The following is a 25,583-nucleotide window of genomic DNA, read 5'->3' on the forward strand; positions in this document are numbered from 1 at the left end:
ACCGGTTGTGAGCGAACGCCCGGCCGGGGGAATAATGGCAGGATGCGGCTAGGCGTCCTCGATATCGGGTCCAATACTGTCCATCTCCTCCTGGTGGATGCCCACCTTGGCGCGCGCCCGGTTCCCTTCGCCTCCCACAAGCGGCCGCTGTCCCTGGTGCAGTACCTGGACGGGGACGGCAACATCTCCGACGCCGGGCAGCACGAACTGACCGAATTCGTCCTCGAAGCCTGGGAGTTTGCCGCCCGGCACAAAGCCGATGACCTGCTGGCGTTCTGTACTTCGGCCATCCGTGAGGCCACCAACGGCCCTGCCGTGCTTGCACGCGTCAAGTACGAGACCACGGTGACGCTGCAGGAGCTGACAGGCAGCGAGGAAGCTTCCATGACCTTCTTCGCGGTCCGCCGCTGGTACGGCTGGGGAGCCGGCCCTGTCCTCAACCTGGACATCGGCGGCGGTTCCTTCGAAATGGCGTTCGGCCAGGATGAGTTGCCTGAGGTCGCCACGTCCGTGCCGCTCGGTGCCAGCCGCCTGACCAGGGACTGGCTGGCGGAGGACCCGCCGTCGGCCAAGAGCGTCAAGGAGCTAAGACGTTACATCCGGAGTACACTCGCCCCGGCCGTGAGCAAGTTCGAAGGCCTGGGCCGGGCCAATCTGGTAGCGGGAACCTCCAAGACCTTCCGGTCGCTCGCGCGGATTGCCGGGGCGGCCCCGAGCGCCGCCGGTCCTTATGTGAAGCGCGAGTTGAACGCCACCGATCTGGGGGTCTGGGCGCAACGGATCTCGGCCATGAAGGTCGAGGACCGGCTTTTCCTTCCCGGGGTGTCCGATGCCCGGGCGCATCAACTGCTCGCGGGTGCGCTGGTGGCTGAAGCTGCACTGGAGATGTTCAAGTTCAAGAAAATGCGGATCTGCCCTTGGGCGCTGCGCGAGGGGCTTATCCTGCGCCGGCTCGACCAGCTCGTCTTTGCCGGTCCGCTGAGCCCGGCGCCCCACATCGCTAACCTCGACCCAGCCCGGAATACCATCGAGGTAACACCCGCCTAAGGTTGCATGACAAGGAGCCACAGTGGAGTCGATGCCGCTGCCGATGTTGGTCCTCATTTTTGCTGCTGCCGCGGCCGCCATCTGGCTGGCCGGAGTTCAGCTGTCCCGGCAGACCGACGTCCTTGATGACAGGCTCCACCTCGGATCGGCACTTGGTGGCCTGATCCTCCTGGCGGTGGCCACAAACCTGCCGGAGATTGCCATTACGGTGAGTGCGGCCGCCACCGGAAATATCGGCGTTGCGGTGGGTAACATCCTGGGCGGCATTGCGATCCAGACGGTGGTGCTTGTTGTCCTGGACCTTTTCGGTACCAAGGGACCCGAACCGTTGAGCTACCGGGCGGCGTCCTTGTCGCTGGTCATCGAGGCCGTTACGGTCATCGGGGTACTCGGTGTCGTGATCGCGGGCAGCCAAATGCCGGCGTCGCTGGTGGCATTCCGGCTCACGCCAGCAGCAGTGCTGATCGTCCTGATCTGGTTGTTGGGCTTGTTCCTGGTCCAACGCTCCCAGAAATCCCTGCCGTGGCATGAGCAGGGACATGCTCCAGATAGCCAGGCGAAGCCGCGCGGACACAGCAAGGCGACGTCCGCGAAGAACGCAAAGGCCCAGAGCACCGCGCGCTCGGTCACCATCTTTGCCATTGCCGCCGTCGTCACACTCGCTGCCGGCGTGGCGCTGGAACGCAGCGGCGACGCGATCGCGGGCCATATGGGTCTCTCGGGGGTCCTTTTTGGCGCCACGTTCCTGGCGCTGGCAACGTCCTTGCCGGAGATCTCCACCGGGCTGGCGTCGGTCAAGCAGGGGGATTACAAGCTGGCGTTCAGCGACATTTTCGGCGGCAATGCGTTTTTACCCGTCCTCTTCCTGGTTGCCGTACTAATCTCCGGAAAACCCGTTCTTCCGCAGGCCCAGTCAACGGACATCTATCTCACAGCACTGGCCATCCTGCTGACGCTGGTGTACATGCTGGGGCTGATCTTCCGGCCCCGGCGGAAAGTGCTGGGCATGGGGGTCGACTCCCTGGTGGTCCTGATTCTGTACCTGCTCGGCGTCGCGGGCCTTTTCGCCGTCGCCTCCGCGGGCTAACCGCGGTTAACGCGAAAGCGCCGGGGTCCGCAGCAGGAAAATGGGGGGAAACCTGCTGCAGACCACCGGCGCCTCGGGCAAACATCCCCATGCTTGCCGCATCACTCGCACCCTCAATGAGGTAATAACTACGATAGGGCGGCAACTTGTGAGCAAGCTGCAGCCAACATGGGAGTCGGCTGGGAGTCCAAAAAAGCGAGTTCCCGCCCGGACTGATTAGTTCATTTCTGCACCCATCCAGCCGAACTGCAATGATGGGTCCATGAGCAACCGAATCGCCTTCCTGGGCTGTGGATCCATGAACGAAGCCATCCTTGCCGGTCTCCTCGGGGCTGGAACCGATCCCGCCGACGTTGTGGCCACTGTCAGGCGGGCCGAACGCGCTGCGGAACTGGCCGAGCGCCATCACGGGATTACGGCCATCGCCGGTGAGGAGGAGCCGGACAACAACAAGCAGGCAGCGAAGGGATCCGGCGTCGTGATTCTCGGCGTGAAGCCCGTCGGGATCGCGGATCTGGCGCGTGAAATCAGTGGCTCACTATCGCCGAAGACCCTCGTTATTAGTGTGGCCGCCGCCGTGTCGCTGGCGCAGCTTGAGGCGGCACTGCCGGCCGGCCAGCCGGTGATCCGGACCATGCCCAACACGCCCGCCAAGCTGGGACGCGGCGTCGTCTCGGTATCGCCGGGTACCCACTGCTCGCCCGAGCAACTGCAGCAGGCGAAAGACATCTTCAAGGCAGCGGGCACTGTGGTGGAGGTCCCGGAGGAGCAGGTGGACGCTGTCTCTGCCATCAGCGGTTCGGGCCCGGCGTACGCTTTCTACCTTGCCGAGGCCATGGCGGCCGCAGGCGTCGAGTTGGGCCTGGATCACGACTTGTCGATGCTCCTGGCCAGGGAGACCGTGGCGGGGGCCGGGTTCATGCTTGCCGAGCCGGGCGCGGACCCCGCAGCCCTGCGCATCAGCGTCACCAGCCCCAACGGCACCACAGAACGCGCCATCGCGACGTTCAATGAACGCGGGCTGCCGGCCATCATCGCTGCCGGTGCCCGGGCCGCAGCCGAGCGCGCAGCGGAGATCTCCAAGCAGCTCGGCTAACTGGGGCCACGACCGCGGGGTTTCTGCTGGAGCCTTACGGCCTGGCTGCGAACCGTTCCAGCAGGTCCACGTGGCCGGAGACGATCAGCATGTCGCGGGCAGAAACCTTGGTTTCGGGGCGGGCGTAGGTGAAGTCCTCGCCGGGGGACTTCACACCCACGATCGTCACACCGTACTTGGACCGGACCTGGGATTCATCGAGGGTGAAGCCTACGGTTTCGCGGGGCGGGTACATTTTGACAATCGCGAAGTCGTCGTCGAACTCGATGAAATCCAGCATGCGGCCGGAGACCAGGTGCGCCGCCCGGACGCCGGCGTCGGCCTCGGGGTAGATCACGTGGTTGGCGCCGATGCGGGTGAGGATCTTACCGTGCGAAGGCGTGATGGCCTTGACCCAGAGGTGCTCGATGCCCAGGTCCACGAGGTTGACGGTGATCAGCACCGAGGACTCGATGGATGTTCCCACGCCCACCACGGCCGAGCTGAACTCCTGCGCGCCGAGCTGGCGCAGCGCCTCGATGTTTGTTGCGTCCGCTTCCACCACATGGGTCAGGAGCGGGGCCCACTTCTGCACCAGCACCCGGTCGCGTTCGATCGCCAGCACTTCCCGGCCCTGTTTCACGAGCTGCTCCGCCGTGGACGAGCCGAAGCGGCCCAACCCGATCACCAGTACCGGTGCGTTGTGGGCGGGGCGGTTGGGGACGCCTGAGGAATTAGCCAATGATGGGCCTCTCTTCCGGGTAGTGGTAAAGCTGGCTGCGCTGGCGCAGGGCCAGCCCGGCCGCAAGGGTAACAGTGCCAACACGGCCCGCGAACATCAGCACGGTCAGGACATAAACTCCCGAGGGCGGCAGTTCGGCACTGAGGTTGGTGCTCAGTCCCACGGTGGCGAAGGCTGAGATGGTTTCAAATAAAACCCGGTCCAATGACGCGCCGCTGATCTGCAGGAGCAGGAAGGCGGAAACCGAGACCAGGGTGGCCCCGGCTACGATCACGGAGATGGCCACCCGCATGGCGCCTTGAGGGATGGTGCGGCCGTACACCTTGACGTCGGCGTCGCCGCGGGCCTCGGCCACGATGGCCAGGAACATCACCGCAATGGTGGTCACCTTGATGCCGCCGGCCGTGGAGGCTGACCCGCCGCCGGCGAACATGAGGGCATCCGAGAGCAGCATGGTGGTGGATTCCATGTGGTTTTGCTCCACCAGGTTGAAGCCCCCGGACCTTGTCATGACGGAGGCAAACAGGGAGTGGGTGATCTTGTCGCCCAGGTCCATAGGCCCGATGGTCCGCACGTTGTCCCATTCCATCAGGCCCCACAGCACGGCTCCGGCCGCCAGCAGGATGAAGGACACCTGGATGGTCAGCTTGGTGTGCAGGTTCCACTTTTTCCAGTTGAGCCCGTTCTGCTGCAGCACCATCACCACGGGGAAGCCCAGGCTGCCCAGGAAAACGCCCAGCATCAGCGGGATCAGGATCCACAGATCGGTCTCGTACGGGACGATACCGTCCGAATGGGGCGTGAACCCGGCGTTGTTGAAGGACGAAATCGAGTAGAAGGCCCCGTGCCACACCGACTGCCAGAAGGGTTCCCCGAGGATCATAAAACGGGGGATCAGTGCCAGTGCCAGGGTACCTTCAATCACCACCGAGGTGGCGATGACGATCCGCAACAGGGTACCCACCTCGCCGAGGCGGCCTGCGTTGTTCATGGCCTCCTGGGCGATGAGCTTGCCGCGGACGCCGAGTTTCTTGCTCACCATCAGCGCCAGCAGCGAAGCGAGCGTCAACGTTCCCAAGCCGCCCACGAAGATGCCCACCAGGATCACCAGTTGCCCAAAGAAGGACCAGTGCACCGCCGTCGAAACGACAGTCAGGCCGGTGACGCACACGGCCGAAACTGCGGTAAACAGCGCCTGGTGGATCGGCGTGGCCGTCCCGGTCGCGGAGGAGACAGGCAGCGAGAGGAGGAAGGTGAACACGAGGCAGACCACGGCGAACGCGCTCAGCGCAAGACGGGCCGGCGAAGTATTGGCGATGTCGTCAATAAAGTCGCGCAGGCGGGTGAAAATCCAGAGGCCTTCGCGCTCCGGGTCCGCTGGGTGCCAGCTGGCCGGGTTCCGGGGCCTCGACTGGCGTTCGGTCATGGGTGGCTTTTCCTCGGTAGAAACTGTTTCCTTCAGTAGTAAACCACTAATGACCGCGTAATGACCGGGCCGGAGCGGTGGCGACCTCCGGTAGCCTGTGATTGATGACTTATCTGCCCGGTCTCAGCCAGCCCGCTCCGCCAACGATGGTGGTGTGGAGTTCTGCCATGACTGCCTACAACTTTGGCCCCGGCCACCCCATGGCTCCGGAACGGATGGACCTGACGGCCCGGCTCGCCAGGAGCCTCGGCCTACTGGACCTGGCTCACGTTTCGGTCGCCGCCCCGGAGGTGGCCACGGACGCCGAACTGGAGACCGTGCACTCGCCCGAGTTCGTGGCGGCGGTCCGCCGGGTCAGCGAGGACCCGGCGACGCCCGATGAGGCCCGCGGCCTCGGTACCGAGGATGACCCGGCCTTCGCCGGCATGCACGAGGCCGCCGCCAGGATCGCGGGCGGCTCGCTGCTCGCAGCCAACGCCATCCTGGACGGCTCAGCGCTCCACGCCGTGAACTTCGGGGGCGGCATGCACCACGCGGCCCGCGAACGCGCCAGCGGCTTCTGCATCTACAACGATTCTGCGGTTGCCATCCAGAGGCTGCTCGACGGCGGCATCGGCCGCGTGGCGTATATCGACGTCGATGCCCACCACGGTGACGGGACGGAGAGCATCTTCTGGGATGACCCCCGTGTCCTCACCATCTCGCTGCACGAAAGCGGACTGACGCTTTTCCCGGGGACAGGCTTTGCCAACGAGACCGGCGGCCCGCAGGCGGAGGGCAGTGCCGTCAACGTTGCCCTGCCGTCCGGCACGGGGGACGCTGGTTGGCTGCGCGCCTTCCATGCAGTGGTGCCGCAGCTCATGGGAGCGTTCCAGCCCGAAGTCATCGTCAGCCAGCACGGCTGCGATTCGCACCGCCACGACCCGCTGGCCCACCTGAACATCAGTGTGGACGGCCAGCGCGAGGCTGCCACCGCCATCGGGAATATGGCCGCCCGGTACTGCGGCGGACGCTGGATCGCCACAGGCGGTGGCGGTTACAGCGTTACTGACGTCGTGCCGCGCTCCTGGAGCCACCTCATCGCCATCGCCGCCGGCCGTCCCGTCCCGCTACGAACCGAAGTACCGAATGACTGGCGTGCCTACGTGCTCGCGACATTCGGGCGGGATGCCCCGGCGCTGATGGGCGATGACGTTGATCTCTGGTGGCGGTCCTGGGAAGTGGGCTTCGACCCCAACGACGCCGTCGACCGCACCGTGATGGCTACCCGCAAAGCTGTCTTCCCGTTTCACGGCCTGGACCCCTGGTTCGACTAGGCCTGCGTTCTACGGTGCGGCCAGCCGGCGGGGATGCACCACTGTTCCAGCCGCCGTCACTCCGGCCGGCCGACCACCACCTGTGCGGGGCTGTGGATGATGTATCCGTTGAGCCAGGAGAACAGTGCGCGGACCTTCTGTTGGAATCCCGAGAGCAGGGCCAGGTGCACCAGGAGCCAGGACACGAAGGCCAGTGATCCCTGCAGCTGGATCCGTTTACGGCCGATCTCGGCCACCGCGGCGCCCCGGCCGATCATGGCCATGTAGCCCTTGTCAACGTATTTGAAGGGTTGGCGCGTGCCGCCATTGAGGTCGGCGTATATATTTTTGGCCGCCCACTTTCCTGCCTGCTGCGCAACTGAGCCCAACTGGGGAAGCTTTGCGCCTGTGGAATCGGTGATGTTGGCCGCGTCACCCAGGACATATACGCCCTCGGCATCCTTGGCTGTGAGGTCCGGCTGGACGTCGATCCGTCCTCCCCGGCCCTGCGCCAGTCCGGATGCGGTAATAATGTCGCCTGCCTTCAGGCCGCCGGCCCAGACCACCACCCGGCCAGGGATGGTGGTTCCGTCCACCAGCGTCACGCCGTCCTCGCGGACCTCTGCGACGCCCACGCCCAGGTGCAGCTGGACGCCGATCTTCGTCAGCCGTCGCCTCGTGTAGTTCTGGGACTTTTCGGAAAAGGCGTTCAGCACTGTCGGGAGCATATCCACCAGATGGACCCGGCACCGGGCCGCGAGTTCCGGCGAAAAGTACTTCGGCACCACGAACTTGACGTTTTCTGCCATGGCACCGGCCGTCTCCACTCCGGTAGGGCCGCCGCCAACCACCACCACGTCGACCGAACCCGCCGGTTCCCGGTCCGTCTGATCCAGCAGGCTGGTCAACTGGGCCCCCAGCCGGGTCGCATCGACAACCGAGTACAGGGGGAAGGCATGCTCCTCGGCGCCGGGCGTGTTGAAATAGTTCGGCGTGGCTCCCACGGCGATCACCAGCACCTGCGCCCGGTACGTGTCGCCGTCGGCCGTGGTGACCGTGCGGTTGGCTGCATCGACCGACGTCACGTTCGCAGTGAGAACCCTCACCGCCCTGATCCGGCGGAAAACGGACCTCAACGGGCGGGCGATGGCTGAGACCCCGATCTGTGAGGTCGCCACTTGGTACAAGAGGGGTTGGAACTGGTGATAGTTGTTGGAATCAATCAGCAGTACACGAACGCCCTTGCGGCCCAGTTCTTTGGCGGCTGTTAGACCCGCGAACCCGGCACCGACCACCACCACCTGATATGTATCCTCCATCCGTGCAACCTACTCCTCCTTGGGTCGGTGCGACAGGGCCCCGGAGGAAATAGTTGATGCCTTGCGGCGTATATGTCGCTAGGGTGGGAGGCATGGTGACAGACGACGTATTTGCCGTCATTGCGGAAGCAACCCGACGCGACATTTTGGTATCCCTTCGCGCAGGGGACAAGGCAGTGGGGGAACTCGTAGAGGAGCTGTCAGCCAGCCAGCCCACCATCTCCAAGCACCTGAAGGTCCTCCGCGAGGCGCAGCTGGTCAGCATGCGCGCCCAGGGCCAGAAGCGTTACTACGCCCTGAACCCCAAACCGCTGGAGGGCATCGTCAGCTGGCTGGAACCGTTCGACGTCGGCCCGGCAGCTTCCGCCGCCAAGTCACCTGTGGTGCCCTCCGAGGAACCCGGCAGCGGCGGTGCCGTCGGCATTCACGTTCCTGATGACGCGGATGTGGCCGCCGTACTGGCACGCGAAGATGCTGAGCTGAGCCCCGCCGTCGTCATTCCCGGCGGCACCGCAGCCCCCCTCAGTGACGACACCGTTCCGCAGCAGATCGGCCGCACGGTTGGCCGCGCCGCGACGAAGGCCGCAGACCTGCTGGCGAACCTCCCGAACCTCCCCAAGTTCGGCCGCAAAAAGTAACCCCCGGGCCGGGCGCTACTTGCGTAGCAGGCGGACGTGGTCCGGGGTCAGCTCCGAGATTTTGCTGACGCCGAGCAGGGCCATAGTGCGCGCCATGTCCTTTTCCAGGATCTGGATGGCCCGGTCGACGCCGGCGCGGCCGCCGGCCATCAGGCCGTAAAGGTACGCGCGGCCGATCAGGGTAAAGTCGGCGCCCAGTGCCAACGCAGCCACGATGTCCGCGCCGCTCATGATGCCCGTATCCAGGATGATGGCGGCGTCGGAGTTGTCCGCCTTCAGCGCCGCGGAAACTTCCGGCAGCAGGTGGAACGGGATGGGCGCACGGTCAAGCTGGCGGCCGCCGTGGTTGGAAAGCACGATGCCGTCGGCGCCGTGGTCCACCACTTTGCGGGCGTCCTCGACGGTCTGGATGCCCTTGACGACGAGCTTGCCCTTCCACGTTTCGCGGAGCCAGTCCAGGTCCTCGAACGTCAGCGTGGGGTCGAACATGGAGTTGATGAGGTCCGCCACAGTGCCGGTGTAGCGGGAGAGTGAGGCGAAGGTCAGCGGTTCGTGCGTGAGGAAGTTGAACCACCATGCCGGGCGGTAGGAGGCATCCAGCACGGTCTTGATGGTCAGTGCCGGCGGGATGGTCATGCCGTTGCGGACGTCGCGGAGCCGGGCGCCCGCCACGGCGGTGTCCACGGTGACCATGAGGGTGTCATTCCCCGCCTTGGCGGCGCGCTCAATGAGTTCCAGCGAGCGGTCGCGGTCCGTCCACAGGTAGAGCTGGAACCAGTTGCGGCCGTTGGGTGCGGCGGCGGCCACGTCCTCGATGGAGGCGGTGCCCATGGTGGAGAGGGTGTAGGGGATGCCCGCGGCTTCGGCTGCCTGTGAGCCGGCGTATTCGCCTTCGGACTGCATCATCCGGGTGAAGCCGGTGGGGGCGATGCCCACGGGCAGCCTGGAGGGCCTGCCCAGGATCTCGGTGGTCAGGTCAATCTTGGACACGTTGCGCAGGATCCCGGGCCTGAACTCGATGTCCAGGAAGGCCTGGCGCGCACGGCGCAGCGTGATCTCTTCCTCGGCGGCGCCATCCGTGTAGTCGAACGGGGCCTGCGGGGTCCGTCGCTTGGCCACGTCGCGCAGTTCCCAGATGGTGCTGGCGCGTTTGAGCTTGGCGGCGCGGCTGAACTCCGGCTTCTTGAACTGCATCAGCGGAGCGAGGTCCGAATACTTGGGAACGCGGCGCTTCAGCGCCGCAGGCACAACCGACGACGCCGCGGGGCGGCCCGCTGCCTCTGTGGCGGGAACATCCGTGGCATCCGGAGCCGGGGTGGTCTCGGGATTATTCGGCTGGATGGTGTGGGTCATGGCTTCCTCCGTCGATGGGCCGGCCGGGCCGGACACAAGAGCGCTGTGGTCTAACCACACTGTAAGCCATGTGGTCCAACCACGGCCGCACTCCTGGACGAGGCCATGATGGGCTCCCTGCGCGAATCCATCCAGGGCTACGCCGCCACGCTCACGGCAGACCTCCCGGACTGGGACGCCACGGCGTCTCGCCTGCAGGCTGAGCACCGCGCCATCCTGGCCGCGATCAAGAACGACGACGGCGCGCGCGCGGCCACGCTCGTCGCCGCCCACATCGAGGGCTACTACCGGGAGGCCGGTGTCAGGCACGCCACTGAGGTTTAATCCGGCGTCGAGATGGCAGTTCGCGGCAGTGCCGGCGAAAAACACTGCCGCCAAGTGTCATCTCGCCGGGACGGGGTTCGCCGGGACGGGGTTCGCGGGCGCGGATTTCCCGGGGACCGGCTTTGAAGGGGCGGGTCCGCTGCTGGCCCGGATTTCGAGGCGCGGCTGATACCGGCTGCCAGGAGTTTCGTGGTCCTCGTGGCGGATCAGGGCCCGCAGTTGCTGCCAGGCTTTCGCGCCGAGTTCGGCTATGGGGACGGCCGCAGTGGTCAGGGTGGGCGTGGTGTAGCGGGCGAAGGGGATGTCATCGAAGCCGGTGACGGAAATATCGCCGGGGACGTTGATGCCGCGTTCGTGCAGTCCGCTCATCAGGCCCATGGCCACGAGGTCGTTGAACGCCAGGATGCCGGTGGCGCCGCTGGCCAGGACCGCGTCCACGGCCTCGTGCCCCGTGTCAAAGTCTGAACCGCCGTCGAGCATGGTGACCACCACCTGCGGGTGGTGGGCCTTGAAGGCTGCCAGTCCCTCGAGCCGGAGGCCGTTGGAGGCGCTGCCTGCCGGGCCGGCAAGGAACGCCAGCCGGGTATGGCCGAGCCCGGCAAGGTGCTCGGCGAGGGCCTCGACCCCCTGCCCATAGTCCACCACCAGGCTGGGAATCCCGGGAGTCGTCGTGGTGCGGTTGATCAGGACCAGCGGGTGCAGGGACGGGGCGATCTCCTCGAGCTCGGCATCGCTCATGCGCGGCGCGCACAGGACGAGGCCGTCGCAGCGCCGGCGAGCCTCACCGGCGAGGATGGCTTCCTCGCTGGAGACTTCGAAGGAATCGGCAATCAGGACCCGGTAGCCATCCTGCGCCGCGGCCCGGCTCAAGCCGCGCAGGATGGCCTGGAACGTGGGGTTGGCCAGATCCGGCACCACAATGCCGATGGTGTCCGTCTTGCCCAGGGCGAGGCTGCGTCCCACGGGGTTGGGCTGGTATTTGAGCTCCGCGGCGGCAGCCCGAACGCGGGCAGCGATGTCCGGATCCACGGTGTAGTTCCCGTTCATCACGCGCGAGACCGTGGCGTGTGAGACGCCGGCCTTGACGGCAACGTCCGCGATGCCGATCCTGCCAGTTGCCGATCTCCTGACCATTGCCTGCCTTTCGTGTGTCCCGGGTGCCGCGGGTCCTCGCCTGTGAGCCTCAGCGGCCGGTGATCCTAGGTCTTTATCGTGAAAGCATATATCGCTCTCAGAAACCGATTTCCGTCCGGCGCCGGGTTTTCGGTCGATGTTCGCACCGCGTCCATCGGGCTGAAATCAGAAAACGTTTTCTCCTATAAACAATAAGGGTTGACGGGGCAGTCCGTCTATTGATAGAAATCTTGTAACGCTCCGAGAAAACGCTTTCTCATAAAAATTGCTGTGACTGCAGATTCCGCAGTCCTAGAGCCACGAACGGCCCACTGCGCGGCCGAGTATTGAGCTTTCGAAAGGGACCCTCATGGTCAACACCGCCGAGTCGAGCACCGTCATGGCCGATTCCAATACCGCTGCGCCGAGCGGCGACGCAGCCAGCACCGTAGCAGGCTCTGCAGCCAACACCGCACCGGCCGCCTCACAAGCAGCCGCCACACAAGCAGCCGCCCGGGTGTCAGGAGCCCCGAGGTCCGCCCCGCGCACCAAAGCCCGCATTGCCCTCGTCGGCACCGGCGGACGCTCCGAAATGTACATCCGTGCCATTTACGGGAAGCACGCTGACACGGCGGAACTCGTGGCCTTCTCGGACGTGAATCCCGGCCGGGTGGAGTACTACCAGAAGCTCATCCAGGAGCTCGGGGCGCCGGGTCCCGTCGCTTCCTTCGATCCCGCGGACCTCACCGCGTTCATCCAGGCGAACAGCGTCGACCGCGTGGTGGTGACCACACCGGACTACACCCATGCTGATTACATCGTCGAGGCACTCAACGCGGGCGCCGACGTCGTGGTCGAAAAGCCCCTGACCATCGACGTCGACGGCTGCCGCCGCATCACCAAAGCCGTGGCCGAGACCGGCCGCAACGTGGTGGTCACCTTCAACTACCGCTACTCGCCGCGCAACAGTGCCCTCAAGGAGATCATCCAGAGCGGTGTGATTGGCAAGGTCACCTCCATCGACTTCAGTTGGGTCCTGGACACCGTCCACGGCGCCGACTATTTCCGCCGCTGGCACCGCGACAAGAAGAACTCCGGCGGCCTGATGATCCACAAAGCATCGCACCACTTCGACCTGGTCAACTGGTGGATCGACGATGCCCCGGAGCGGGTCTTCGCCTCCGGCGGCCTGAAGTTCTATGGCGACAAGAACGCCGCCGAGCGCGGCCTCGGTCCCCGCCCGGAGCGCGGAACGCCCGACGTCGACGCCCCCTCCGGTCCGAAGGACCCGTTCGCGCTGGACCTCCGTGACGATGAGCGACTGAAGGCACTCTTCCTGGACAACGAGCACTACGACGGCTACCGGCGCGACCAGGACGTCTTCACCGACGGCATCACTATCGAGGACAACCTGGCCCTCGTGGTGGAGTACCAGGGCGGTCCGCGGCTGAGCTACTCCCTGAACGCCCACAGCCCCTGGGAGGGCTATCGGGTGGCGGTCAACGGCACCGAAGGCCGGGCCGAACTGGACGTGGTGGAACGCTCCGCCGTGGTCAGCAGCACCGACAAAAAAACAGTGGTGGACCCAAGCGCCACTCCCATCGAGGAGGACGACGCCATCCGCCGCAACGGCGAACGCCTGGTGGTGCAGCGCCACTGGGAAGCTGCCTACGAGGTGCCCATCGTCAACGGTGAAGGCGGCCACGGCGGCGGCGACGCACTGCTACTTTCCGACCTCTTCAACGGTCCCGGCGACGACCCGCTGGGCCGCCCGTCCGGCTACCTCGATGGACTCCGTTCCGTGTCCGTGGGCATCGCCGGCAACCTCTCGCTGGAGACCACCCTGCCCGTCCGCATCGAGGACCTGGACCTTGGCGCCGACCTCCGCCGCGCCCAGAGCGCAAACACCCCGCGCCCAAGAACCTGAAGGAAGCCAGAATGAGCAAAATCTTCGTCACCGGCGGCTCCGGCCGCCTCGGCCGCAGCGTTGTGGCAGGCCTCGCGGACGCGGGCCATGAAGTGATTTCGGTGGACCGGGACGCCATCCCCGCGGACCAGCTGCCCGCCGGCGTCGTGCAGGAAACGGGGGACCTGCTGGCGCCGGGTGAGGCGCTGCGCCTCCTCCGGAAAACCACGCCCGACGCCGTCATCCACCTCGCCGCGATCGCGGTACCGTTCAGTGCGCCGGAGGACGTCATTTTCGCCACGAACACGCGTCTCGCCTTCGCCGTGATCAGCGCGGCCACGGAACTGGGCATCGGGAAGATCATCACGGCCAGCAGCCCCACGGTCCTGGGCTACGGTTCGCCGGCCGGCTGGCTGCCGGACAGCTTCCCGCTGGATGAGCGCACCACGCCGAAGCCCTGGAACGCCTACGCGCTGTCCAAGCTCATCGCCGAGCAGACCGTGCAGATGTTCGCCGCGGCGCAGGGCACGAAGATCCGGTACGCCGCCTTCCGGCCCTGCTACGTCATCTCGCCCGAGGAATGGGACGGCGCCCCCACCCAGCAGGGGCACACCCTCGCCGAACGCCTTGCCGACCCTGCCCTGTCCGCGCCGGCACTGTTCAACTACGTGGACGCCCGCGATGTCGCCGACTTCCTGGACCTGCTCCTGCAGAAGATGGACTCCATCCCCAACGGCGAAACTTTCTTTGTGGGTGCCGCGGATGCCCTGGCCACGGCGCCCTTGGCCGAACTCATGCCCAATTTCCTGCCCGGAAGCGAGGATCTGGCCGCCGGCCTGACCGGCACCAGTCCGGCCTTCTGCATTGACAAGGCCCGTGAGCTGCTGGGTTGGGAACCCAAGCACAGCTGGCGGACTGAGCTCACAACAGACCCCACTCTCAACGACGAGACATCCGCCCGGCTGGTTGCAGCCGGAGCCGGAACCAAGGAGACATCATGAAATTCGACGGCGTCCTGTTCTTCCCCGTCACCCCGTTCACGCCGGCAGGCACCGTTGATGTGGAGCTCCTCAAGGAACACATCCGTTCGCGCCTCCCGTTCGGACCCGGTGGAGTCTTTCCCGCCTGCGGCACCGGCGAGTTCCATGCCCTCAGCATTGACGAGGTGCGCACCGTGGTGAGTGCCGCCGTCGAGGTTGTGGCCGGCGCGCTGCCGGTCGTTGCCGGAGCCGGCGGACCCCTGGGCCACGCCCTTGCAGCCGCCCGGGTGGCAGAGGAAGCCGGAGCTGACGCCCTCCTGGTCCTGCCTCCGTACCTGGTCACAGGGCCAAGCGACGGCCTGGTTGCCTACATCGAGGCGGTGGCGGACGCCAGCAGCCTCCCGGTAATTGTGTACCACCGCGGCAACGCCAAGTTCACGGCGGCCGCCATGGCCATGCTCGCGGCGAACCCCAAAGTGGTGGGCTTCAAGGACGGCCTGGGCGATGTAGGCCTGGCCCAGGAGATTGTGTCCGCTGTGCGGGCTACGGGCCGCGAGGACTTCGCCTTCTTCAACGGACTGCTGACCGCGGAGTTGACCCAGGGCGCCTATCGCGGACTGGGTATTCCGCTCTACTCGTCGGCCGCGTTCGCGATGGCGCCGGAGATTGCCAAGGCGTATTACGACGCCTACATGGCCGGCGATGAGGACCGCCGCAACACCTTGCTGGAAGGTTTCTACGCTCCGCTGGTTCGGCTGCGCGACCAGACGCCGGGCTTCGGCGTATCCCTGATCAAGGCCGGACTCCGGCTCAGCGGACTTCCTGTTGGCTCGGTCCGGCCGCCGCTGGTGGACCCCTCCGAGGATCAGTTGGTCCAGCTGAAGGCCATCCTGGCCAGGGGCTACGAGCTGGCCGGCCACTGATGAGTGCGCCCGTCGCCGTCACTGTCTCCGAGCCGGTCCGGACAGCACCGCTGATTACCGGCCTGTCCACCCGGCTGCTGACTGTTCCGCTGCGACGCAGTTGGGGAGCGGACGCAACGGAAAACCATGTGATTGTCACCGAGATAAGGACGGACGACGGCGGGTCGGGGCACGGATTTTCGTGGACGCCCACCATCGGACCGCAAGCTGTTAAGGCCGTCCTCGACTACGACATCGCACCTTTTGTTACGGGGCTGCCGGCCAACCCGGAGATGGTGTGGGACCAGTTGTGGAAGTGGCTGCATGAGGCCGGCGGTGGGGGACTGACCACCATCGCGATGGCCGGCGTCGACCTTGCCCTCTGGGACCTCCAGGCGCGCCGGGCCGATACGTCGGTGACCTGCCTGCTGGGCCAACGGCAGGAGTCCGCCGAGGTGTACGGCTCCGGCGTGAACCTGCACTACACGCTCGAGGAGCTGGTGGCCCAGACCGAACGCTGGGTCGCTGCGGGGCACCGGGCCGTCAAGATCAAGGTGGGCAAGCCCGATATCCGCGAGGACGCAGAGCGGGTGGCGGCAGTCCGGTCCGTGCTCGGCCCGGACCGCAAGCTCATGATTGACGCAAACCAGCGCTGGGACCTGCCCACCACTTTCAAGGCCCTGGATGTGCTTGCCGGGTTCGGCCTGGAGTGGCTGGAAGAACCCATCCGCGCGGACGACCTCTGGGCGTACCGCAGGCTGCGGAAGCATTCACCCGTGCCCATCGCGCTGGGCGAAAACCTGCACACCGTCTACCGGTTCCGCGACTTCATTGACGCTGAGGCTGTGGACATCATCCAGCCCAACATCATCCGGGTCGGTGGCATTACTCCGTTCCGCCGCATCGTGGAGCTGGCCCGGACCAACAGCATCCGGGTGATGCCCCACCTGCTGCCGGAGCTTTCGGGTCAGCTGGCGCTCACCCTGGCCGAGCCCACCCTTGTGGAGGACGTGGAGGATGCCTCCTTCGAACAGCTGGGCATCCTTGCCGGGCCCGCGCCGGTCCGGTTTTCCGACAGCCGGCTGACCCTCACCAACCAGCCGGGCCTGGGCTTCCGCTTCCGCCACTGAATCCAAACGCTCTCTCATTTAATGTGGATTAAATCCAGGCCCTCTCTCACTTAATGTCGCTTTGGGCCAAACGCTCTCGCAGTTCGGTAATTCAACGAAAACGCTCCCTCAGGTCAATGACCGGAGGGAGCGTTTTGCGTTGGGGTCCTGCTGGAAGCCGCCCACTTGTCCTGACGCGCAGGCAGTGAGAGAAGGTTGCCTTAAAACCCACATTAAGTGAGAGAGGGTTGGGCTTAGAGCTGTAGGGTGGCCGGGCGCAGCAGGCCGTTGACCATGGTCGCCGGCCAGCGCTCGTCGACAGTCAGGACTTTCACACCCGACTCGGTGAGCTGCACCGTATCCTCGATCTTGACGCCGGGGCCTGACGGGTTCCACGTGAACGGCTGGTTCGGCACCACCGTATCCGTGGTGGTTGAGGTGACGCGCGGGTCCCGCCCTGCATAGCCGGCCGGTCCGCCCTGGTGGTGCTGCTCCCACTGCTCCGCGCCGAATCCGTGGCGTACGTACGCTGCCTTGATCTCGCCAAAGATGTGATCCAGCCGGGCGCCCGGCACCGTCGCATCGAAGATGTCCGCCTCTACGGCAGCGATCCGGGCCTCCGCGTCGCGCTCCCCGGAGGTCCCGGCGTCGAACCTTACCCAGCGGGTGATGTTGGCAACCAGGCCGTCGCGGCGTGCGCATACCACCGCCATGGCGCGGCGGCCCAGCGGTGAGTGCGTGGCCAGCGGGTGGCGGAAGTCGCTCCGCGAGGTGCCGTTGCACAGCAGCACAAGGGGTTCCGCTCCGGCGGCGACGACCCGGCCCGCGAGCGCGGACACCAGCTCAAATTCGGTGGTGTCCGGCCGGGTGGTGGCCAGGACGTCGGTCATGATGCCGGCCAGCTCGGCGCTGAGGCGCGTGTAGCGTGCGGACTCGCCGGGGAGAAGCTGTTGCCGTGCGCCCCGCAGTTCGGTTGCCACTGCCGCCTCGGCCAGCGGGCCTCCCGAACCAGCAATCGAGGAACGCCCGACGGCGGCAGCGGCCTCGTGCAGGTTGCCGTACCAAGGCACGGTGTGGAGTGAGACCCCGGGTGGGAGCTCTTCGGCGGCCACCCGGCCCGCTTCGTTGTTTAGGGTCACGAGGTGGTCGCCCTCCCGGTCCACCAGCAGCGCGGCGATGGGATCCCCGGCCAGGCTGATGTGCACCCGGCTGCCGTCCAAGTACCAGGTCAGCGCCGTGTGCGTCGTCAGTAGCAACGAGTCCCGGCCCTTGGCGTCAAGGATGTCCAGGACCCTGCGGCGCTTGATGGCACGCTCATCTGCCGAGGCGGGCGCGGTGCGGTGCGTGCTGTCTGCCGGGTCCGCGGCTGCGTTCAACTGCGACGACGGCGTGGTGGCTACGGTAATTGTCTGGCTCATGAGCTGGTCCCCAATGGTCTGGTTAAAGCTTGGTTATCAAGGTTTGGATGTCGTCGGTGTTCAAAAGACCGTCGGCGATATACACCGTGACGTTGCGGTGCACCGGACTGCCAGGCGCAGTGATGACCGGAGTCTCCCACGCCAGCGACTGGCCAACACCGGGGTAGCCGTCCATGCGGACGAACCACGGGTCGGTGGAGTCCGTAGCTGCGACGAACACCAGCGTTGCGGCACTTTCACTCGGACTGAACCTGCCCGACCAGGCGAGCCACGGCGTCACTTTCCCGTGCGCGGCCGACTCGCCCCGAAGGGTCCCACCGGCGGCTGGTGCCCAGACCGTGGCGCCGGCCCATTCCGGCAGGCGCCAGAAGAAGCCACCGTAGCCGCCGCCAGCGCGGCCATTGGAACCCGGGCTGCCCAGGCTGACCGGGTGGTCGCCGGCGGGGGAGAGCACAAAGTCCAACGTGAGGCGCCAGGCGGAAGGGCCCGCTGCGGCCCAGGTCCAGGTGCGCTGCTCGGTCAGGACGGGGACGCCGTCGGGCCCGTTCCAGGAGAGGTCTTCAGCGAGGTAACCGGCCCGCTCGGTCGGTTCACCCGTGGGGACGATGCTGCCGTGATCGGCCCGCCAGACGTAGTCGCCCGCTGCCCGTGTATAGGTGCGGCCGCCCCAAAAGTTGACGCCGTCCACGTCCTGCAGGGCCACACCAACCCCGAGGTGCCACACGTGATCCAGGGGTTGGTGGTCCGTGACGACCGTCCCCGCGAGCGTACGGACCGGGTGGAGGTAGGGCCGTGGCGAAGATGCCGCACGAATGCGGCTGCCGTCCTGGTACTCCGCCAGGGGATGGCCCTCCAAGGCGAATGTCCGGGCGGGCGGCAAGCTGCGGGCCCAAGGGACGCCCAGTTCGGAAAAGGTGGCCTGAGCCTTGGCAGCCCGTTCGATCAGTTCCGGGATGCGTTGGACGACGGGGCGGGCATCATCGCCGTCGCCGTCCCAGGTGACGTGCTCGGCACTGATTTCCTGCGGATCCTGCGCGGTTCGGATGGCTTCCAGCACCGAGGTGAAAGCACCCGTGTCCGCCAGTGAGGACAGCAGCGGATCGCCGGAACGCCGGGCCGCGAGCAGGTTCTCCAACAGGTCAGTCCGGCCGAAGACTTCACGGCGCTCGCCGTCCCGTGTGGTGGTGACGACCTCGTCCTCGGTATAGAAGAACCTGATCTCCCCCAGAGTGCCGTGGACCGTCACGGAGGGGTTCTGCTGCTCCGGGGCGCACAACGTGAGGGCGCAAAGCAGGGTTTGACCGGCCGCGGTGCGCACGCGGATCACCGAGGTATCGTCACTCTGCGTGTCGTGGGCGCGGTACAGGTCGGTTTCCACCGAGGTGACATCCGCAACGGTGTGCGCCCCGGCCAGATGCAGTCCGGTGGCAACGGCGTGGGCCAGCGCGTTGGTGGCCACGCCGTCCACCACGTCGGTGCCGTCCAGGCTGCGTTTCCCTGCCCAGCGCGAGCGTTTGAAGTAACCCCTGCTCCGAACCCACAATCCTTGCGCGCTGAAGCCCAGGACCTCGCCGATCGCACCGGACTCGACGGCGTCGCGGATCGCGGCCAGCGCCTGCGATCCGAGGCTCTGGAATCCCACCTGTACCAGCCGCCCGGAGGCATCGGCCGCAGCCAGCAGCTCCCGGAACTGCGCCAGGGACGCCACCGGGGGCTTTTCGACGTAAACATCGGATCCGGCCGCCAGTGCGGACAGCGCCAGGGGCGCGTGGGTCTGGATAGGCGTTGCCAGGATGACCACGTCAGGTGCCGGTCCGGCGGCCAGCAGCTGGTCCAGGGTGCGAAAGACCGCCACGGAGTTGCCAAGCGCACCGTACTGCGGTGGGTTGGGATCCGCAACCGCCACGAGTTCGACGACGCCGTCCGCCGCGAGGCGCGCAAGGTTGGCCAGGTGCCGCTCACCGAAGCCGTGAACGCCTACCAGCGCGACGCGGGGGAGTGCCGTTGCGGCCGGGACGCGGGGAGCTGTAGCCGTGCGGCTGGCCGGCGTGGCCGAACTGGCAATTTGATGGGTCATCAGAGTCCTTGGTGGCTGGGCGGTGAGCGGGGCTGGGAGGAGGGGACGGCGTCGTGCTCTTGTTTCCTGGTGCCATCGCATCAAGCATGCCGCGGGGCGAAACCGCGCTCGCCGGTTTTGCCAATCACGAGGTGAAACAGCCTTTCGGAAAACGCTTTCTCAAAAATTAGCAAAGGCCTGTACAGCAGTCAAGAAACCGTTTACTTTGGTAGGGAACCGCTTTCCCGGCACCTTTGGGACGGTGGCCGGATCCGGAGTCGGCGCACTAGCCGCATCCGGGCTGAGCCTGCCATCGAAGCGGTATGGCATTGGATCGTATGGGGTGATTGACCAGCGTGCGGTCAACCGACGTGCGAGCCCACCTGGACTGCGTACTCACCCCTACCGGCCGATGTACTTCGCCGGAGCGATCACACATAACGTGGAGGGCCACGATGACCAAAGGAGACCACATGGCTGCTAATCCCATCCCCAGGGCGCTGCCCCCAGAAAGGCTCTGTTTCGAAGGACTCCGTCTGGAAGGACTCCCTCCGGAAGGGCGCCGTCCGGAGGGGCTTTGTCCCGAGGGCACGTTCGCAGCAGACTCCCGGGGCGACGGCAGGGTGCCGGAATGAGCGCCATCGGCGAACTGACCACGCTCAAACGGCGCAAGGGTCCGCTGTCCGCAGCGGAGAAGAAAGCGAACGGCAGGGACAATAAGGCCGCGTACATCTTCCTGCTCCCGTGGCTGGTAGGCCTGGTAGCCATCACCATCGGACCGATGCTGATGTCGCTGTACCTGTCCTTCACCGACTACAACCTGCTGCAGCCACCGGAATGGACGGGGCTGGACAACTTTGTCCGCATGTTCAGCGACGCCCGTCTGCATAACTCGCTGGGTGTGACGTTCACCTACGTCTTTGTCGGTGTGCCGCTGCAGCTCGGAGTGGCGCTGCTGATCGCGCTCGTGCTGGACAAGGGCCTGCGCGGGCTGCCGTTCTATCGCTCCGTGTTCTACCTGCCGTCCCTGCTGGGCGGTTCGGTGGCTGTTGCCATCCTGTGGAAGCAAATCTTCGGCACCACCGGCCTCGTCAATCAGGCGCTGGCACTTGTTGGCATTGAAGGCCCGGGCTGGATTTCCGATCCGAGCACCGCGCTGGGCTCCATCGTCCTGCTGCACGTGTGGACCTTCGGTGCCCCCATGATCATTTTCCTGGCAGGTCTCCGGCAGATCCCGGTGATGTACTACGAGGCCGCCAAGGTGGATGGGGCCAGCACGCTCCAGCAGTTCTGGCGGATCACGCTTCCCATGCTCAGCCCCATCATTTTCTTTAACCTGGTGCTCCAGATCATCGGATCGTTCCAGTCCTTCACCCAGGCGTTCATCGTGTCCGGCGGCAACGGCGGCCCCTCGGACTCCACGATGTTCTTCACGCTGTACCTGTACCAGAAGGGCTTCGGCCAGTTCGACATGGGCTACGCCTCAGCTATGGCATGGTTCCTGTTGGTCATCATCGGTGTGTTCACCGCCATCAACTTCATCGCTGCAAAGTATTGGGTTTTCTATGACGACTAAACTTGAGACGCTGCCCGCCCCGGACAAGAAGAATGCCGGCGCCGGTAAGACCACGAACCACCGCAAGCCTAAAAAGATCCGGGAATCGCGCGGGACCCTGGCATTTAGCCGCGCCGCCCGCACCAAGGCGCTGACCAAACATGCCATCCTGATCCTGGCCGGTGGCCTGATGATCTACCCCTTGTTGTGGATGGTGGTTTCGTCGCTGCGGCCCAACGATCTCATTTTCAAGGATCCCGGGCTTTGGCTGAGCACACTGGAAATGAGTAACTACACCGGCGGCTGGTCCGCGCTGACGCACCCGTTCGGGCACTACATGCTGAACTCCGCCATCGTGGTGATCGGCTCCATTCTGGGCAACCTCATCTCCTGCTCCATGGCCGCCTACGCGTTTGCCCGGCTGCAGTTCTCCGGCAAGAAGCTGTTCTTCGGCATCATGCTGCTGACTATCATGCTGCCGTTCCACGTGGTGATCGTGCCGCAGTACATCCTGTTTTCGCAGATCGGCTGGGTCAACACGTTCTGGCCGCTCATTGTGCCCAAGCTCCTGGCGACGGACGCGTTCTTCGTCTTCCTGATGGTCCAGTTCATCCGTGGCATCCCCAAGGAGTTGGATGAGGCGGCAAGGATCGACGGCGCCGGCCACCCGCGCATCTTCCTGCGCGTCATCCTGCCGCTCATGGTGCCGGCTTTGGCGACCACCACGATCTTCACCTTCATCTGGACCTGGAACGACTTCTTCGGCGCGCTCATTTACCTGACGGACCCGGATATGTTCACTGTCCCGGTGGCACTGCGCGCCTTTGTGGATTCGCAGTCCGCCACCAGCTGGGGATCGCTGTTTGCCATGTCCATTGTGTCGCTGCTGCCGGTGTTCCTGGTGTTCCTCTTCGGGCAGCGGTTCCTGATCAAGGGCATCGCCACCACGGGCATCAAATAAACCTCTTGTCATACAAGTAAGTGACTTGTAGTATGAAGTTCAGAAAACGCTTTCTCGCCTCATTCCCCCTCAATAGATCAAAGAAGATCGGAGTACCCAGTGCCGCTTTTCCCTCGCCCGAATGCTGCTGGCACGAACGGTTCGGCAGCTGATTCACCCTCTCGTGCAAGGCCCCGCATTCGTAAGGCAGGTGTCATAGCCGCGGCAGCCGCCGTCGTAATGGCCCTCGGCGCCTGCGGCGGTGGAGCCACCGCCAAGAGCGACGGCGGACCCGTTGAGCTGCGCTTCTCCTGGTGGGGAAGCGACAAGCGGGCGCAGGTGACGCAGGCTGCAATCGCCGCCTTCGAAGCCGAGAACCCCAACATCAAAATCAAGCCGGAGTACGGCGACTGGAGCGGATACTGGGACAAGCTCGCCACCCAGGTCGCGGCCAACGATGCCCCGGACATCATCCAGATGGACGAGAAATACATCACCGAGTACTCAACGCGTGGTGCCCTGCTGGATCTTTCCAAGTACAAAATCGACACGTCCAAACTGGACGAGGCAGCTCTCAACGCCGGAAAGGGCGCGAAGGGCCTGACGGGTATCGCTGCCGGCATCAACGCCGCCACCATTCTGGCGAACCCGGCTGTCTTCAAGGCCGCAGGGGTTGCCCTTCCCGATGACAAGACCTGGACCTGGGACGATTTCGGGCGCATCGCTGCTGAGGTGACCGCTAAATCGCCGAAGGGCACGTACGGCGCCGCCGCGTATGGCACGGACGAAGCGTCGCTGGGAGTGTGGCTCCGGCAGAACGGCAAAACCCTCTACACAAGCGACGGCAAGCTGGGCTTCGAGCCTGGCGACATCGCCGAGTGGTGGGCCAACCTGAAGAACCTCAGCGAGAAGAAGGCCGTGCCTACAGCCTCCGAGGTAGTGGAAGCCGAGGCCGCACCGCTTGACCAGAGTGGACTGGCCACGGGTAAGAACGGGCTCGCGTTCTGGTGGTCCAACCAGCTGCCGGCCCTAGAGAAGGCCTCCGGCTCGGAGCTGCAGATCCTCCGGTTCCCGTCCACCACAGGCAAGGCTGCGGATGCCAAGCTTTGGTACAAGGCATCCCAGTTCTGGTCGGCTTCGTCGCGGACAAAGCACCCTGAGGAGACCGCCAAGTTCATCAACTTCCTGGCCAATAGCGAAAAGGCGGGGGGAGCCCTGCTGGCCGACCGTGGCGTGTACCCGAACTCCGACGTCCGGGCAGCCATTGAGTCCAAGCTGACACCCGCTGACATCAAGGTGGTCAAGTTCATCGACCAGATCAAGGATGAGCTCGGTGAGGCTCCGGCTCCGCCGCCGAAGGGTGCCGGCGCCATCCAGGAAATCGTCAAGCGCTACACCTCCGAGGTCCTGTTCAACCGCTTGTCAACTGACGACGCGGGCAAAAAGGCCGTGGCCGAGATGAAGTCCGCCATCAGCTAAGCAGTACACCGATGACTACGTCCTGCCGCCCTTGACGGCGCTCTCGCAGGAAGCGTACGACGGCGCGTGGTCACCACAGTCCCGGTTGGAACCTCTGGTTCCGGCCGGGGCTCTGGCGTTAAAGGTCAGTGCCTCGTTCGGGGGTTTCCAGTCCGAGCTGGCTGTAGACCGGCAACCGCTCACATGGTCCACTTGGAGCACGTCACATCATTGGGGGAAACGTGAAAGCACTCAACCGGCCGGGCAGGCGCGCCGCGGCGCCGACAATATTCTTAGCGTTAGCGCTCTTGGCCACGGGATGCGCAGAGGGCGTACCGGGAGGCAGCGCGACGCCCCAGACTTGGGTCCTTTCAGCTCCTGCCGAGACCCGCTCACCGGCCTCGTCGGACAGTACTTCGCCGACGGGGCAGGCTTCGGGTGCGCCGGTGCAGGTGATCACTGTTCCGCTGGGCAAGCAGACTGACGATGTTGAAGCGAGACTGCCGATCAACGGATATTTCGCACGGCCGGGTATGGAAATTACCTTCGATGCATCAGGGTCCCTGGGCGTTGTTGTGAAGTACGAGTGGGACGTGGATGGGGACGGACGCTACGACCGGACCACCAGCGATCCGGTACTCAAGCACACTTACACCGCGGAGTTTGAGGGAGTGATGGCTCTGCGGGTCACCGGGATCGCCGGTGGCACCGACACGTTGGAGACTCCAGTTCGCATCAGCACCACACCGTCGCATCCGCGGTTGGCGGCGCCTTCGAACGTTCGTATCGAGGTTCTCTCGACGGTAGGGCGGATCAGCGAAGTCAAAGTTAGCTGGGAGTCTGCTGATCCGGCCGTCTACCGGTGGGGAGTGACCATTGACGGATTCCCGGCAGGCGTGGTTGAAGGATCGGCCCGCTCCGTCAACGTCACAGAGGTTCACCGCGAAAAGGATGTCTTCATTCAGGTCTTGGGCTTTACGGCCGAAGGGGCCATGGGGGATCGGGCGGGCCCGGTCCTGGCCGCTGTCAAGTAGTAGCTCTGCGTCTCCAAATTGCTGCTGGCGTCCGGTTCCCGCGCGCCAGCACGGCAGTCCCCACATCAGCGGTGGAAGCTGCGAACTGTCCGCTACCGCGCGGATGGCTCCATGTGGCGTTGGTGGCCGCTGACTTATTCGCGTTGTGGTGGGGGTGGTGGTTTGAAGTAGTGGTTTTGTTGGGGGTTTTGGGTGGGGTCGATGTGGCGTGGGGGTGTGAACCAGGGGGTGCCGTGGCGGGTGTGGATGGTCCATTGTTCTTTGTGGATGAGGTGGTGGTGGTGGGAGCACAGGAGTGCGCCGTTGTTGGTGTTGGTGGGTCCGTGGTGTGACCAGTAGGTGATGTGGTGGGCTTCGCACCAGGGGGCGGGGATGGTGCAGTTGGGGAAGGTGCAGCCTTGGTCGCGGGCGGTGAGGGCGAGGCGTTGGGCTGGGGTGAAGAGCCGGGTTTTACGGCCGAGGTCGAGGATTTCGCCGTGGGTTCCCAGGAGTGCGGGGATGATGTCGGCGTCGCAGGCGAGTTTGCGGATGGTGGTGGCTGGGACGGGCCCGGTGAAGGTGTAGTTCGCGGTGCCGGTGCTGCTGCTTCCTGTCTGTGCTTCCGTCCCTGTCCTGACCGGTGTGCATGGTTCCGGGCTGGTGCCGGTGTCTGTCTCCTTGGCTGCGCCCGTGCCGGCGGTTGGGAGGTGGGGGAGGAGGTCTTGGTAGTTGATGGTGGCGAGGATTTGGGGTCGGTTTCCGCCGGCGGTGGGCAGTTTGTTGGTGGTGAGGGCTGCTTTGAAGGCGGTGATGATCGCGTCGAGTTG

At 65.3% G+C, this 25,583-nt stretch carries 21 protein-coding genes and 1 pseudogene; 14 read left to right on the forward strand and 8 right to left on the reverse strand.

Features of this window, described 5'->3' with window-relative positions; genetic code table 11:
• Positions 1–42 precede the first annotated feature (42 nt).
• The 3 genes from AB4Y73_RS14615 to proC all read left to right on the forward strand — a co-directional run bounded on the left by AB4Y73_RS14615 (position 43) and on the right by proC (position 3,230).
• Positions 43–1,047, forward strand: coding sequence for a Ppx/GppA phosphatase family protein (locus AB4Y73_RS14615; protein ID WP_441872599.1), 1,005 nt, complete (start codon positions 43–45; stop codon positions 1,045–1,047).
• A gap of 31 nt (positions 1,048–1,078) precedes the next feature.
• A complete protein-coding gene (locus tag AB4Y73_RS14620; RefSeq protein WP_441872625.1) occupies positions 1,079–2,134 on the forward strand; it encodes a sodium:calcium antiporter in 1,056 nt (351 codons plus the stop codon).
• 262 nt (positions 2,135–2,396) lie between these two features.
• Complete coding sequence (gene proC / locus AB4Y73_RS14625) at positions 2,397–3,230, forward strand: pyrroline-5-carboxylate reductase (RefSeq protein WP_441872600.1); 834 nt, start codon at positions 2,397–2,399, stop codon at positions 3,228–3,230.
• A gap of 34 nt (positions 3,231–3,264) precedes the next feature.
• Here proC and AB4Y73_RS14630 read toward each other — a convergent pair whose 3' ends face one another.
• Together AB4Y73_RS14630 and AB4Y73_RS14635 are read right to left on the reverse strand one after the other, a co-directional pair.
• Positions 3,265–3,951: a potassium channel family protein gene (locus AB4Y73_RS14630; protein ID WP_441872601.1), complete on the reverse strand. Its 687-nt coding sequence runs from the start codon at positions 3,949–3,951 to the stop codon at positions 3,265–3,267.
• Positions 3,944–5,377, reverse strand: coding sequence for a TrkH family potassium uptake protein (locus tag AB4Y73_RS14635; protein ID WP_441872602.1), 1,434 nt, complete (start codon positions 5,375–5,377; stop codon positions 3,944–3,946). Before AB4Y73_RS14635 ends, AB4Y73_RS14630 begins: the two co-directional genes overlap by 8 nt.
• Positions 5,378–5,481: 104 nt before the next feature.
• On the opposite strand from AB4Y73_RS14635, the gene AB4Y73_RS14640 reads away from it, so the two are divergent.
• The gene (locus tag AB4Y73_RS14640; protein ID WP_441872603.1) at positions 5,482–6,693 is read left to right on the forward strand and encodes an acetoin utilization protein AcuC; all 1,212 of its coding nucleotides are present in this window, start codon (positions 5,482–5,484) and stop codon (positions 6,691–6,693) included.
• 56 nt (positions 6,694–6,749) lie between these two features.
• Here the strand turns inward: AB4Y73_RS14640 and AB4Y73_RS14645 are convergent, their stop codons facing one another.
• On the reverse strand, positions 6,750–7,991 hold the full coding sequence (locus tag AB4Y73_RS14645; RefSeq protein ID WP_441872604.1) for an NAD(P)/FAD-dependent oxidoreductase: 1,242 nt from the start codon (positions 7,989–7,991) through the stop codon (positions 6,750–6,752).
• A gap of 92 nt (positions 7,992–8,083) precedes the next feature.
• Here AB4Y73_RS14645 and AB4Y73_RS14650 point away from each other — a divergent pair, with 92 nt between their 5' ends.
• Positions 8,084–8,629, forward strand: a complete 546-nt coding sequence (locus tag AB4Y73_RS14650; RefSeq protein WP_441872605.1) for an ArsR/SmtB family transcription factor — start codon at positions 8,084–8,086, stop codon at positions 8,627–8,629.
• 15 nt (positions 8,630–8,644) lie between these two features.
• Here AB4Y73_RS14650 and AB4Y73_RS14655 read toward each other — a convergent pair whose 3' ends face one another.
• Complete coding sequence (locus tag AB4Y73_RS14655) at positions 8,645–9,982, reverse strand: alpha-hydroxy acid oxidase (protein WP_441872606.1); 1,338 nt, start codon at positions 9,980–9,982, stop codon at positions 8,645–8,647.
• 102 nt (positions 9,983–10,084) lie between these two features.
• Between AB4Y73_RS14655 and AB4Y73_RS14660 the strand changes: the two are divergent.
• Positions 10,085–10,306: pseudogene (locus AB4Y73_RS14660) on the forward strand (FCD domain-containing protein); the annotation flags it as partial.
• A 57-nt stretch (positions 10,307–10,363) separates the two neighbouring features.
• On the opposite strand, the gene AB4Y73_RS14665 reads toward AB4Y73_RS14660, so the two are convergent.
• Positions 10,364–11,440, reverse strand: a complete 1,077-nt coding sequence (locus tag AB4Y73_RS14665) for a LacI family DNA-binding transcriptional regulator (RefSeq protein ID WP_441872607.1) — start codon at positions 11,438–11,440, stop codon at positions 10,364–10,366.
• 349 nt (positions 11,441–11,789) lie between these two features.
• On the opposite strand from AB4Y73_RS14665, the gene AB4Y73_RS14670 reads away from it, so the two are divergent.
• From AB4Y73_RS14670 to AB4Y73_RS14685, 4 genes are read left to right on the forward strand one after another with little or no spacing between them, the layout of a single operon-like run.
• Positions 11,790–13,346, forward strand: coding sequence for a Gfo/Idh/MocA family protein (locus AB4Y73_RS14670; RefSeq protein WP_441872608.1), 1,557 nt, complete (start codon positions 11,790–11,792; stop codon positions 13,344–13,346).
• A gap of 11 nt (positions 13,347–13,357) precedes the next feature.
• The gene (locus tag AB4Y73_RS14675; protein WP_441872609.1) at positions 13,358–14,326 is read left to right on the forward strand and encodes an NAD-dependent epimerase/dehydratase family protein; all 969 of its coding nucleotides are present in this window, start codon (positions 13,358–13,360) and stop codon (positions 14,324–14,326) included.
• Entirely contained in the window at positions 14,323–15,228 is a 906-nt protein-coding gene (locus AB4Y73_RS14680) for a 5-dehydro-4-deoxyglucarate dehydratase (RefSeq protein WP_441872610.1), read from the forward strand. Before AB4Y73_RS14675 ends, AB4Y73_RS14680 begins: the two co-directional genes overlap by 4 nt.
• On the forward strand, positions 15,228–16,337 hold the full coding sequence (locus AB4Y73_RS14685; RefSeq protein ID WP_441872611.1) for a mandelate racemase/muconate lactonizing enzyme family protein: 1,110 nt from the start codon (positions 15,228–15,230) through the stop codon (positions 16,335–16,337). Before AB4Y73_RS14680 ends, AB4Y73_RS14685 begins: the two co-directional genes overlap by 1 nt.
• Before the next feature lie 233 nt (positions 16,338–16,570).
• On the opposite strand, the gene AB4Y73_RS14690 is transcribed toward AB4Y73_RS14685, so the two are convergent.
• Together AB4Y73_RS14690 and AB4Y73_RS14695 are read right to left on the reverse strand one after the other, a co-directional pair.
• Positions 16,571–17,734 (reverse strand): M24 family metallopeptidase, encoded by a 1,164-nt coding sequence (locus AB4Y73_RS14690; protein ID WP_441872612.1) that lies wholly within the window; start codon positions 17,732–17,734, stop codon positions 16,571–16,573.
• 22 nt (positions 17,735–17,756) lie between these two features.
• Entirely contained in the window at positions 17,757–19,811 is a 2,055-nt protein-coding gene (locus AB4Y73_RS14695; protein ID WP_441872613.1) for a DUF6807 family protein, read from the reverse strand.
• A gap of 610 nt (positions 19,812–20,421) precedes the next feature.
• On the opposite strand from AB4Y73_RS14695, the gene AB4Y73_RS14700 reads away from it, so the two are divergent.
• The 4 genes from AB4Y73_RS14700 to AB4Y73_RS14715 all read left to right on the forward strand — a co-directional run bounded on the left by AB4Y73_RS14700 (position 20,422) and on the right by AB4Y73_RS14715 (position 24,777).
• Positions 20,422–21,366, forward strand: a complete 945-nt coding sequence (locus tag AB4Y73_RS14700) for a carbohydrate ABC transporter permease (protein ID WP_190990713.1) — start codon at positions 20,422–20,424, stop codon at positions 21,364–21,366.
• Entirely contained in the window at positions 21,356–22,306 is a 951-nt protein-coding gene (locus AB4Y73_RS14705) for a carbohydrate ABC transporter permease (RefSeq protein ID WP_441872614.1), read from the forward strand. Before AB4Y73_RS14700 ends, AB4Y73_RS14705 begins: the two co-directional genes overlap by 11 nt.
• A gap of 99 nt (positions 22,307–22,405) precedes the next feature.
• Positions 22,406–23,764 (forward strand): ABC transporter substrate-binding protein, encoded by a 1,359-nt coding sequence (locus tag AB4Y73_RS14710; protein WP_441872615.1) that lies wholly within the window; start codon positions 22,406–22,408, stop codon positions 23,762–23,764.
• A gap of 425 nt (positions 23,765–24,189) precedes the next feature.
• Entirely contained in the window at positions 24,190–24,777 is a 588-nt protein-coding gene (locus AB4Y73_RS14715) for a hypothetical protein (RefSeq protein WP_441872616.1), read from the forward strand.
• A gap of 134 nt (positions 24,778–24,911) precedes the next feature.
• On the opposite strand, the gene AB4Y73_RS14720 is transcribed toward AB4Y73_RS14715, so the two are convergent.
• Positions 24,912–25,583: DUF222 domain-containing protein (locus tag AB4Y73_RS14720; RefSeq protein ID WP_441872617.1), on the reverse strand; the 672-nt coding region annotated here is incomplete at its 5' end.

It is taken from the genome of Pseudarthrobacter sp. TAF60_1 (genome assembly GCF_052113505.1).
Lineage (GTDB): Bacteria > Actinomycetota > Actinomycetes > Actinomycetales > Micrococcaceae > Arthrobacter.